This window comes from Candidatus Baltobacteraceae bacterium (genome assembly GCA_036559195.1).
Lineage (GTDB): Bacteria > Vulcanimicrobiota > Vulcanimicrobiia > Vulcanimicrobiales > Vulcanimicrobiaceae > JALYTZ01.
On sequence record DATBTN010000027.1, the window covers coordinates 44,270 to 55,668 of the forward strand.

Consider the following 11,399-nt stretch of genomic DNA (forward strand, 5'->3'; position numbering starts at 1 on the left):
AAGAGGTTTCACGCCGTCCCGGCGGCAAGCGTTCGTCTCGATGACCCGTAACGAAACCCTCCGGCGCCTGGCGGGCGAAGCACGACCGTACTATCCGCGCTTGGCCGTTGCCATGCTGTTGGGAACCCTCGCCGGCCTCTCGAGTCTGGTCGCACCCTGGGGCTTCAAAGTCCTCATCAACGAGGTGCTGGTCGGCGCCGGAGCGTCGAAGCCCGCCAACGTTCGCGAACTCTATATCGTACTCGCGGCGATCTTTGGCGCCATGATGCTCGGGGCGATCGCCACGTACGGGCAAACGTATATAACGGCTTGGAGCGGCCAGCATCTGATCGCGCGAATGCGCGTCGCGCTCTTCGATCGCGTCATGCATCTGCCGCTCGCCGAGTTCGACAAGTGGCGGCCGGGCGAACTGATCTCGAGATTTTCGACGGACCTGCAATTAATGACCGATGCGGTGAGCATCAGCGTTCCGCAATTGGTCGTCAATACGGTGACGTTTCTCTCGTCTTTCATCTTCATGATCTACATCGACTGGCTGCTGACGCTCTCACTCATCGTTATCGCTCCGCTCGTGTCGTTCGCCGTCTCGCGCTTTCAAAAACTCATCTCGAGCAGCACGACCGGCGCGCAGATGCGGATCGCCGACCTGAACGCAAACCTCGCCGAAGCGCTCGGCGGCGAACGCATCATTAAGTCTTTCAACCGGGAAACGTACGAAACGCAGCGCTTCTCGCGGCGCAACGACGATTATTTCGGCACGTACATGAAACTCACGCAGTTCATCCAAACGCAGCCGCTGGTGCTCTCGGTCTTGATGATCTCGGCGATCGTCTTCATCATCTATCTCTCGGTGCACGAAGTGATCGTCTCGCACCGCTTAAACGTGGGCCAGATCTTCGAGTATTGGGCGTTGCTGGTCAATCTCATCAATCCGATGAACCGCTTCGCCGCGTTCGTCGGCGACATCGCGAAAGCGCTCGTTGGAGCGGGACGCATCTACGAGGTGCTCGATCTTCCAGTCGAGCGCGCGGACAAACCGGGTGCGCGATCGCTCGGTGCGGCTCGCGGACGTATCGCGTTCGATCGCGTGCATTTCTCGTACGGCCTCGGCGAACGCTCGGCGCTCGAAGACGTCAGCGCCGTGATCGAGGCCGGCGAGGTCGTCGCCCTGGTCGGGCCGTCGGGCGCCGGCAAGACGACGATCGTGAATATGGTTCCGCGGTTTTACGAGCCGCAATCGGGACGGATATTGCTCGACGACGTCGATCTCTCGGATATCCGTCTGAACGATCTGCGCGCGGCGATCGGCATCGTTCCGCAGGAAGCGCAGCTCTTCCGCGGCTCGATCGCGGAGAACATCCGGTACGGCCGCCTGGAGGCCACCGACGAGGAAGTTCGGCGAGCCGCCCGCGAGGCCAACGCCGAGGAATTCGTCCTCGAATTTCCCGAGGGGTATGCGACCGAGGTCGGCGAGCGGGGAGCCCGCCTCTCCGGCGGACAACGCCAGCGCATCTCGATCGCGCGGGCGATCCTGCGGGATCCGCGCATCCTGATCCTAGACGAAGCGACGAGCGCCCTGGACAGCCACTCCGAGGCGCTCATCGAGCAGGCCCTCGATCGGCTGCTGCCCGGCCGAACGACGCTGATCATCGCCCACCGGCTATCCACGATCCGGCGGGCCCACAAGATCCTCTATATCGAGCAAGGGCGCGTCCTCGAAATGGGCACGCACGACGCACTGCTCGCGGCCGGCGGGGCCTACGCCGCCCTCCACGCGCGCCAATTTGCGGGGGCTCAATAATCGCCCGAGCCCGGCCGATACGGTTAAGTGATGAGCGACATCAGTGCTTTGAGTTTCGGCTCGTCGATCGATCTGCTTTCCAACGCCATGAACGGCGCCGGCATGGAGCACGACGCGATCGCCCAGAACATCGCAAACGTCGACACGCCGAATTATAAGCGGCAGAACGTTTCGTTTCGCGAAGCGCTCGCGGCGACGCAGGCGCCCTCGGCCGATTCGGGCACGCTGACGCTAGCGACCGACGACGCTCGCCAATTCGATATCGGCGGCGCGCAGTCCAGCCAAGCCTTCGATCCGCAAACGCAAACCGATACGACCCGCGCGATGCGCACCGACGGCAACAACGTCGATATCGATCAAGAGATGGCCGAACTCTCGCAAAATTCCGGGTATTCCCAAACGATGGCGCAGCTGCTGCAGGTGCAATTCATGCGCCTGCGCGAGGCGATTACGGAGCAACCGAAATAATGGGTTTTTACGATTCGATCGAGATCAGCTCGTCGGGTCTCTCCGCCGAACGGCTCGCCATGGACGTGATCGCGAACAACATCGCGAACGCGAACACGACGCACACGCCGCAGGGCGGCGCCTTCAAACGCCAGCTCGTGGTTTTCGCCGAGAAGCCGGGCGCGACGCCGGGAACGGGCGCCGGAGCGGATCCGGGCGCGCCGAGCGGCGACGGATCGGCCGGTCAATCCGGAGTTGAAGCGGTCGGTATCGTGCAGGACCAAAGCCCCGATCGATTGGTTTTCGATCCGAGCAACCCCGATGCGGACGGTCGCGGCTACGTGCACTATCCCAACATCTCGGTCGTCAAAGAGATGGTCGACATGATGGCGGCCTCGCGCGCCTATCAAGCAAACGTCACCGCGATTCAAGAAGCGCGTACCGCCGACTCGGCCACCCTCGGATTGCTGCGGAGTTAAACGATCGTGAATATCGATACCGACTATCGCGCCGCGATGAGCAGCATCGTGCCCGGCACCTTCGCGCCCGATATCGCGGGTTCGAACGCTCCGTTGACGCAGCCGCTCGACGGCGGCGTGGCCGGGGCGACGGGAGTCTCGTTCAAAGACACCGTGAAATCGATGCTCGCCGACGTCAACGACAAGATGGCCACCTCGGATCAGCTCAGCGCGGATCTGGCGACCGGCAAGACCAACGACGTCAATAAGGTCGTGACCTCGGTAGAAGAGGCGAATCTGTCGATGCAGTTCACGCTCGCGATCCGCAACAAGCTGCTCGATGCGTACACGGAAATTTCCCGGATGCAGATGTAATAGGCATCCCCTAAAACTCCCGGCAGAGTCTGCCGATAGTAGAAGAGAACGCGGCCGGACTGCCCTTCGCACGGGGTGGGGGCCGCGGTGGAACCTGACCGATTGACGGTTCCACACGTACGTCAAAGTACAACCACACCGTGCGGAGGTTTTTATTTTGGTACGTGGGCTCTACACGGCAGCGGCCGGGGCACTCGTGGCGCAGTCGCAAGCGGACGTGATCGCGAATAATCTCGCGAACGTGAACACGAGCGGCTTCAAGCAGACGCTCTTGCAAGTTGCCTCGGCGCCGGAGATGGGCGTCTACCGCTTTCAAACCGAGCCCGGCCAGGACTCCGGCAAACGCACGCCCGGAATTCCGACGCAGCAATACGTCGGCGCGCTCGGCACGGGCTCGCAGGTCTACGATACGCCGGCGCAGTTCGGTCAGGGCGCGCTCGAGCAGACGGGCAACGATCTCGACCTCGCGATTCAAGGCGACGCATTCTTCGCGGTGCAGACGCCCGCCGGCGTTCGCTACACGCGCGACGGTCAGTTCGCGCGCGGCCCCCAAGGCGATCTCGTCACGATGGACGGTAACCGCGTGCTCGGCCGCAACGGCCCGATCGTTTTGCCGCCGGGTGAGATTCACATTGGGTCCGACGGTTCGATCGCTGCGGGGGCGCGGCAGGTCGACCAACTGCGCGTCGTGCAGTTCGCGAATCTTTCGGCACTTCGCCCCGAAGGCGACAATCATTTCGCCGACACGGGCGCCGCGCGCCCGGCGCTGGCGACCACCTCGACCGTTAACCAGGGCTTCCTGGAGAAGAGCAACGCGAACGTGGTGCGCTCAATGGTCGATCTGATCACCGCGCAGCGCTGGTTCGAAGCCAACGAAAAAGTCATCCAAACCGAAGATCAAGCAACCGGCCTGGTCATTGCCAACGTCGGCCGCAGCACGGGCCAATAAGGAAGCACACCGATCATGATGCGAGCACTCTACTCCTCGGCGACCGGCATGGAAGCCCAACAATACCAAATGGACACGATCTCCAATAACTTGGCGAACGTGAACACCACGGGCTTTCGCCGCAACGAAGCGCGTTTTCAAGACTTGGTCTATCAGGAGCTGCGCGGCCCGGGTTCGCCCGTCGGCGCGAGCGTCGTGCCGGTCGGCCAAGACGTCGGCTTGGGCGTGAAGATCGGCTCGTCGGAGAAGATCTTTACGCAAGGCACGCTGCAGCAGACCGACAATCCGCTCGATCTCGCCGTGCAGGGCGACGGGTTCTTCCAAGTCACGATGCCGGACGGCACGACGTCGTACACCCGTGACGGCTCGTTCAAGCGCGATGCCAACGGATCGCTCGTTACCGCCGACGGCTACTTCGTGCAGCCGCAAATCACGATTCCGCAGAACGCGCAGGCGCTGCAAGTCGGCCAAGACGGCACGGTAACGGCCACGGTGCCCGGCTCGAACCTGCCGCAACAGCTCGGACAGATTCAGCTCGCACGCTTCGTTAACGCCGCGGGACTCTCGCCCATCGGCGGTCACAATCTGTACACGCAAACGGCGGCCTCGGGCGCGCCGATCGTCTCGAACGCGGGCCTTAACGGCACGGGCAACATTCAGGGCGGCTACTTGGAGAACTCCAACGTCCAAGTCGTTCAAGAGATCGTGAACATGATCGTCGCGCAGCGCGCGTACGAAGCCAACTCCAAAGCGATCAGCACCGCGGACCAGATGCTGCAGACCGCAGTTCAGACGAAGAGTCCGTAGTGAACGCCGCGCGCTCGCTCGCCGTCGCGATCCTCGCCGGCCTCGTTGCCCTCGCCCCGGTTACCGCGCTCGCGCGGCAATTCGGCGAGCAGCGCGTGGCCGGCTCGCGGATCGCCGCGGTTGCGTTGCGCGCGCTGCATGCCTTACCGAGCGACGCGATGCGATCGTACGTCGCCGCCTCGGATATGCCCGACCAGGTCGTCGCGCCGGGGCGCGTCGGACTTCAAGTAGGCACGCCGATCGTGACGGCAAGTTTCGTCAACGTTCCGGTGGCGATTTCGATCGACGGAAAGGTCGACCGCACGGTCTTTGCCGGCTTCCGCGTTCAATCGTACGTTGAAACCGCCGTAGCCGCCCGCGACCTGCCGCCGGGCAGCGTGCTCGGCCTCGACGATTTGGTGCTGGCTCGCGTTCCGTACGCGGGGCGGCCTGCCAATGGGGTCGACGTGCTCGTCGGCCGCAAGATTAACGGTACCGTCCTCAAGGGCGAGCCCATTCCGGTCGAAGTGACGGTAGAGAACCAAATCGTCAAACCCGGCTCGACCGTCATGATGATCGTACGCGACGATGGGGCTGCCGTCACCGCCGATTGTATCGCGCGGACCGGCGGCGGGCTCGGCGACACGGTCTCGGTCTACAACCCGCAGACGAACAAGGGTCTTACCGGCACCGTGACGGCGCCGGGTACCGTGGAACTCGACATCTCTGGAGGCGACACCCAGTGAAACGCATCGCTGCACTCATTCTCGCGCTAGCGTTCGTTTCGGCGCCCGCCGCAGCCGATACGCTGTACGTGGCACCGCCGCCGAGCGTAGCGCTCGGACATCCGCTGCGATTGGGGCCGGATCATCGCGCATCGCAGGTCGGCGATCTCATCGCCGTCCAGTTCAATTTTGCGGTTACGAGCCAGAATACGGATGTCGTCAATAACACGAAGGGGTACAACGTCGGACTCGCGCCCGGAGCCGGAAACGCGGCGCTCGGCTTTTTGCGCTTTCCGACGTCGATCGGCGGACAGACCGGTCTGCAGACCAATCACAGTAAGAACGGCAGCAGTCTCTTTGCCTCGGCGATGATGGCGCAGGTCGTGGGCGTGCTGCCCAGCGGCGCGCTGCAGATCGAGGGCAATCAGCATCTGCTCATCAACGGCCAGGATCAGGTGCTGCACGTCACCGGATTCGTGCGTCCCGAAGACATCGACACAGCCGATTCGGTGCTTTCCACGCGCATCGCGAACGTCCAAGCGACGTTCAATGGAAATTTCGACGATAAGAAGGGCCTCATTCGCCGCATTTTGGACGTGCTGTTTTAATGAAATTACAACGATTTGCAGCGAGCCTGCTCGGCGCCGCGTTCCTCGCCTCGACGTTCGTCGCGGTTCCGGCCGGCGCGCAGGACGTCAAAGTTAAAGACATCGCGCACGTACAGGGAGTGACGGGCAATCAACTCGTCGGATACGGCCTCGTGAGCGGCCTCAACGGCACCGGCGATTCGAGTTCGGTCATTTTTACGAGTCAAACGCTTCAGAACGTTCTGCAATCGTTCGGTCTATCGACGACCAGCAACGAGGTGCGAACGCGCGACGTGGCGGCCGTGATCGTGACCGCAACGCTTCCGCCGTTCGCTCACTCGGGCGATAACGCCGACGTGACCGTCTCGGCGATGGGCGATTCGACGAGCCTCCAAGGCGGCACGCTCGTGCTCACGGAGCTCAAGGGTGCCAACGATCTCGTCTACGCGACCGCCCAGGGCCCGCTCTCGATCGGCGGTTTTACCGCCGGTTTCGACGCCGGGAACAGCGTCACGAAGAATCATCCTACCGCCGGCCGCATACCCAACGGCGCCGTCATCGCGCGCGACATGGTTACGAATATCCAGAGCGGCGACGGGTTCAATTACGTGCTGACGACCCCCGATTTCAAAACGGCTGCGAATCTCGCGACGACCCTCAACCACCATTTCGGCGGCGGCACGGCCGGCGCACGCGATGCCGAGACGATTCACGTCACGCTGCCGCCGAGCTACCGCAACAACCCGGTGCAGTTCCTGGCCGACGCAAGCGATCTCGAGTTCACCCAAGATGAACTCGCGAAAGTCGTCATGAACGAGCGCACGGGGACGATCGTCTTCGGCGGCAACATCAAGCTCGCGCCTTGTGCGATCGCCCACGGTAACCTTTCGATCACGATTTCGCAGAGCAACAAATTCGTTCCGGGCAGCCCGTTCTCGGCGGCGACCTCGCCCGGCGGCCTGCAGACCAACACGCGAGTCAACGTGCAGGAGAAGGCGCATCAACTCACGTTCATCGCGGGTGCGGCCACGCTCTCGTCGGTGGTGCGGGCGCTCAATACGATGGGCGTCTCGCCGCGCGATCTCATCGCGATCGTTCAAGCACTTCGCGAGGCCGGCGCGCTGCAAGCGGATCTGGAGATCCAGTAGTGGACGTGCAAAAGGTCGATGCCCAGCAGCTAACGCCCGATCAGACGTCGGCGCTCAAACGTCTACATCAGGCCGCCACGCAGCTCGAAGGCGTTTTTCTTAACATGCTCTTCAAGGCGATGCGCGATACGGTGCCGCAGGAGACCGTGTTCGGCAAACAGTCCGCCGGCGAGAGCACGTTCCAGGAAATGCTCGACAGCCAGCGTGCCGACCAGATGGCGCAGTCCGGTTCGTTCGGCGTCGCGCGCGTGCTCGAAGCGCAGTTGCGCGCGAGCGTTCTTTCCGATGCGAGTCATGAAGCCAAAATCCAAATGCCGGGAGCGATCGAACCGTGAGCGATAACTGGGAAGCCTTTGCGGCCGCGCTGCAGGACGAATCGGCGAGTATCGCGCGGCTCAACGTCGCGGCGCTCGCCCTCACTCAAGTGCTCGTCCAAGGCGAGCCGGGCGAGATCATGCGCGCCGACCGCGAACTCAACGCGGCGCGTCAGGAACATTCCGGCGCGACCGGCAAACGTCGCGGCATGCAGGCCCGCGGCTTCGGCACGATGACGCTGCAGCAAGTCTGTCAGTACGCGCCGTCAAATCTGGCGGGACAGTTCAATCAGCGCCTGAGCGAGATTACCTGCGGTGCCATTCAACTCGGAATTACGATAAGCAACAACAAGGCGCTCATTATGTCGGGGCTCGCGCGGTTGATGAGCGTTACCTCCAAACTGCAAGAGTCTGCGAGCGATCGGCCCGGCGTTTACAAACGGCGCGGTTTCGTCCCGCCGCCCGACGGCAGCGTGCTCGTGAGTAGTAAGTGCTGATATGAGTTTCTACGGTATGGGCCTGATGGGCAAGACCCTCGAGGCCTTCCAGTACGCCGCCAACGTTACGTCGGACAATATCGCCAATGCGAACACGCCGGGCGCGTCGCGGCAGATCGTAGACCTGACGCAAGCTCCGCCCATCGTCGGCTCGCCGTTCTACGCGGCCCACGGCGGTGGAACGGTCGGCGACGGCGTCGTCGTCTCGCAGGTGCAGCGCATTCACGCCGACTCGTACGACGCGCTTTTCCGCGGCGCGTCTTCGTCGCAGAATTATTTCAGCGTTCAGCAGAACCAACTCAACGCGCTGCAGGCGTCGCTTGGCGAGCCCAACGGCGGGATCAGCACGCAGTACACGTCGTTCCAGACCGCGATCAATCAATTGGTCGCGCAGGCGGGCAGCGGCAATAGCGTGAGCGCGCGCAAGTCCGTCCTGCAGGCGGCGCAAGCGCTTGCGAGCGCGCTGAACAATGCGTCGAACACCATTACGGCCCAAAAAACGCAGGTGGTCCAACAGGCCGGCGCCATCGTGACGAAGGTCAACGGAATCCTCGATCAGATCGGCGCGCTGAACCAGCAGATCCGGGCGTCGACGGCGGTCGGGGACAATCCCAATACGTTCCAGGATCAGCGCGACCAATTAATCGATCAGCTTTCGCAGTACGTTTCGACGCAGACGTCGATTCAACCCGACGGTTCGACGCTCGTAACCGTCAACGGTCAGGCATTGGTCAACGACGCGGCCGTCTATCACCTCGCGCAGCCGGTGATCGGCACGGCGGCCAACGGAACGCCGACCTTTAAGATCGACTTTCAGCGTAACCCGCCGCCGGCTGCCAACGCACCCGGTATTCCGCTCGGCAGCGGGCAGCTCGCCGGGTTTGCGGATCTCTATAACAACAAACTCGCCACCTATGGGACGCAACTCGATAATTTCGCATCGTCGCTCGCGAACGAGGTCAATCGCGTCACGCAGGCCGGTTACGATCAAAACGGCATCGCCGGTCAGGCGCTCTTCCAGCCGATCGTGACGGCGCTGCCGATTACGGCGGGGAACATCCAGGTCGGCATCTCCGATCCTTCGCAGTTGCCGGCCGGCCTCGCGTCGACGGCCGCCGGATCGCTCGTGCTTCCGCTAAACTCGGCTAATAATACCGTCGACACTTCGGCGGCGATCAACGCGAACCAATCGCTCGCAAACCCGCCGCCTGCAGCCGGAACCAACGGCACGCTCTCCGTGACGGTTGACGGCGCCACGCAGAATTTTGCGTACGATACCTCGGCGCCGGCCGACGCCACGATCAACGGCTTCATCGCGCACTTTAACAACGGTCACCTCGGCGTTACGGCGTCGTTCGACGTCGCGTCCCAGCGCATCGTATTCGCGCGGGACCCGGCAAACGCCGATCTGGCCCACCGAGCCGCGCAGGGTGCGAACCCCGCGACGCCGGCGTTTACGATTACCGATGTGCCGGGCGCCGGTGCCGGGATTCTCTCCGCCCTGAGTGCGACGGCGATTAACGGCGTGGCGCAAAACTCGGCGAACGCGTTCGGTGCTAAGGATAACGGCGGCGCGAACGCCATTCTTAAAATCTTCAATGCAAACGTCGGCGTGCCCGCATTGCAGACGACCAGCGCCGCCGCGGTGGCTGCCGGCTCCCAAGTCGTCACCCTGCCGGCCGGTATCGCGAACATCCAAACCGGCCAAGTGCTGACCGTCGACGCCGGCGCGCCGGGTCAAGAAAACGTCGTCGTCTCGGCGATCGCCATCAACCCCGTAACCGGGATCGAACAGATCACCGCGACCTTTGCCAATCCGCACGCCGCGGGTTTTTCGATCGCGTCGGCGCAGACGCAAACGCTCGGCCAATACTACGGACAAACGGTGACGCAAGTCGGCCTCGACGCGCAGACGGCGATCACCGGGACGGCGTCTCAGACCAATCTTACAAAGAATATCGATCAAGTACGTCAGGGAATCGACGGAATCAACATCGACGAAGAGACGCAGAATCTGATCAAATATCAGAATGCGTACCAGGCTGCGGCGCGCACCGTCAACGTACTCGATTCGCTGCTCAACACGGTCATCAATACCCTTGGAAAAGGGTTCTAGGTAGGCAAGGAGGCTCACCATGCGCATTGCAAGTTCGACCATTTACAACGACCAAACGGCCTCGATTGACAATCTCGTCGCACAGCAGCAGCAGTACGGTGCGACGCTTTCAAGCGGCAAGCAGGTCAACGTACCGTCGGACAACCCGACGGCCATCGCGCAAGACTTGAGCGTGCGCAGCGCTATTGCCCAGGAGAACCAAACCTCGACGAACGTCCAAAGTATATCGGCGGAACTCACGACGGTCGATTCGGCGCTTTCCTCCCTTTCGAACGTCATGCAGAAGGCGCGTTCGCTCGCGGTCGAAGGTGCGAGCGGTACGCTCAGTACGTCGCAGCAGCAGGCGATTGCGAGCCAAGTCGATGGATTGCTGCAAGAGGCCATCGGTTTGGCGAACACGCAGTACGCGGGCAAGTACGTCTTTGCGGGAACCGCAAATCCGCAGCAGCAGCCCGTCGTCGCCTCGGGGCAGCCGGTCACGGCTGTCGTTTCGAGCGGAAATCTGAGCGCGCAATCGCAGGTGCTGCCCGACGGACAGACGATCGCGACCTCGCTCACGCTCCAGCAAGCCTTTAACTACGCCGCCCCCGACGGATCGCCGGACGTCTTTCAATCGTTGATAACGCTGCGCGACACGCTGGCCAAGGGCGCCATCGTCGATGCGAGCACGTCCTCGATCAATCGAGCGGGCACGGCGATTCTTCCGGCGGCATCGCTCAACTCAGCGAATTTCCAGACCGCCGTCGGCGCGGATTCGACCGGTCAGATCTCGATCGACATCGCTTCGACGACGGCTCCCAACGGCGTCACGCTGACGTTCGCCCCCGGGCAAACGATCGCGGTGGTGATCGCCGCAATCAATGGTTCGGGAACCGGAGTAACGGCCGCCTTCGACCCCAAGGCCGAGCGCATTTCACTCACCTCGGCCGGCGGGGCGTTTCAGATCAAGGACGTTCCGAGTCCGGGCGCGGTGAACTCGGCGAATTTCGTGGCCGCGTTTAAGTTGAACTCGCAGGCCGATTTAACCAATAATCTTACACGGCAGATCGGCGATGCCGATCGGGTCTTGCAGAGCGCCGTAAACGCCCGTGCCGTGCTAGGCGGTAACCTGCAAACGATCGCCAATATCGGGGCCGCGACCGATTCTCAGGTCGTTAACAACACCAAGGTGCAGTCGGGCATCGAAGATGCCGATA

At 62.5% G+C, this 11,399-nt stretch carries 13 protein-coding genes; all 13 read left to right on the top strand.

Annotated features, from left to right (window positions below):
* Positions 1–40 precede the first annotated feature (40 nt).
* Positions 41–1,801: an ABC transporter ATP-binding protein gene (locus VIG32_03205; protein HEY8297012.1), complete on the top strand. Its 1,761-nt coding sequence runs from the start codon at positions 41–43 to the stop codon at positions 1,799–1,801.
* Positions 1,802–1,831: 30 nt separating this feature from the next.
* Positions 1,832–2,269, top strand: a complete 438-nt coding sequence (flgB, locus tag VIG32_03210) for a flagellar basal body rod protein FlgB (protein ID HEY8297013.1) — start codon at positions 1,832–1,834, stop codon at positions 2,267–2,269.
* Positions 2,269–2,727 carry a flagellar basal body rod protein FlgC gene (gene flgC, locus VIG32_03215; protein ID HEY8297014.1) on the top strand — a complete coding sequence of 153 codons (459 nt, stop codon included), beginning with the start codon at positions 2,269–2,271 and terminating at the stop codon, positions 2,725–2,727. The genes flgB and flgC overlap by 1 nt, the downstream gene beginning before the upstream one ends.
* 6 nt (positions 2,728–2,733) lie before the next feature.
* Complete coding sequence (fliE, locus tag VIG32_03220; protein HEY8297015.1) at positions 2,734–3,081, top strand: flagellar hook-basal body complex protein FliE; 348 nt, start codon at positions 2,734–2,736, stop codon at positions 3,079–3,081.
* A 157-nt stretch (positions 3,082–3,238) separates the two neighbouring features.
* Positions 3,239–4,030 (top strand): flagellar basal-body rod protein FlgF, encoded by a 792-nt coding sequence (flgF, locus tag VIG32_03225; protein HEY8297016.1) that lies wholly within the window; start codon positions 3,239–3,241, stop codon positions 4,028–4,030.
* Positions 4,031–4,045: 15 nt separating this feature from the next.
* Positions 4,046–4,837 (top strand): flagellar basal-body rod protein FlgG, encoded by a 792-nt coding sequence (gene flgG / locus VIG32_03230; protein ID HEY8297017.1) that lies wholly within the window; start codon positions 4,046–4,048, stop codon positions 4,835–4,837.
* Positions 4,837–5,562, top strand: coding sequence for a flagellar basal body P-ring formation chaperone FlgA (gene flgA, locus VIG32_03235; GenBank protein ID HEY8297018.1), 726 nt, complete (start codon positions 4,837–4,839; stop codon positions 5,560–5,562). Before flgG ends, flgA begins: the two co-directional genes overlap by 1 nt.
* A complete protein-coding gene (locus VIG32_03240) occupies positions 5,559–6,149 on the top strand; it encodes a flagellar basal body L-ring protein FlgH (GenBank protein ID HEY8297019.1) in 591 nt (196 codons plus the stop codon). Before flgA ends, VIG32_03240 begins: the two co-directional genes overlap by 4 nt.
* On the top strand, positions 6,149–7,276 hold the full coding sequence (locus VIG32_03245; GenBank protein HEY8297020.1) for a flagellar basal body P-ring protein FlgI: 1,128 nt from the start codon (positions 6,149–6,151) through the stop codon (positions 7,274–7,276). The genes VIG32_03240 and VIG32_03245 overlap by 1 nt, the downstream gene beginning before the upstream one ends.
* A complete protein-coding gene (locus tag VIG32_03250; protein HEY8297021.1) occupies positions 7,276–7,611 on the top strand; it encodes a rod-binding protein in 336 nt (111 codons plus the stop codon). The genes VIG32_03245 and VIG32_03250 overlap by 1 nt, the downstream gene beginning before the upstream one ends.
* The gene (locus tag VIG32_03255) at positions 7,608–8,087 is read left to right on the top strand and encodes a hypothetical protein (protein HEY8297022.1); all 480 of its coding nucleotides are present in this window, start codon (positions 7,608–7,610) and stop codon (positions 8,085–8,087) included. Before VIG32_03250 ends, VIG32_03255 begins: the two co-directional genes overlap by 4 nt.
* Position 8,088: 1 nt before the next feature.
* Positions 8,089–10,203: a flagellar hook-associated protein FlgK gene (gene flgK, locus VIG32_03260; protein HEY8297023.1), complete on the top strand. Its 2,115-nt coding sequence runs from the start codon at positions 8,089–8,091 to the stop codon at positions 10,201–10,203.
* Between the two features lie 19 nt (positions 10,204–10,222).
* A partial coding sequence (flgL, locus tag VIG32_03265; GenBank protein HEY8297024.1) for a flagellar hook-associated protein FlgL occupies positions 10,223–11,399 on the top strand: 1,177 nt, incomplete at its 3' end.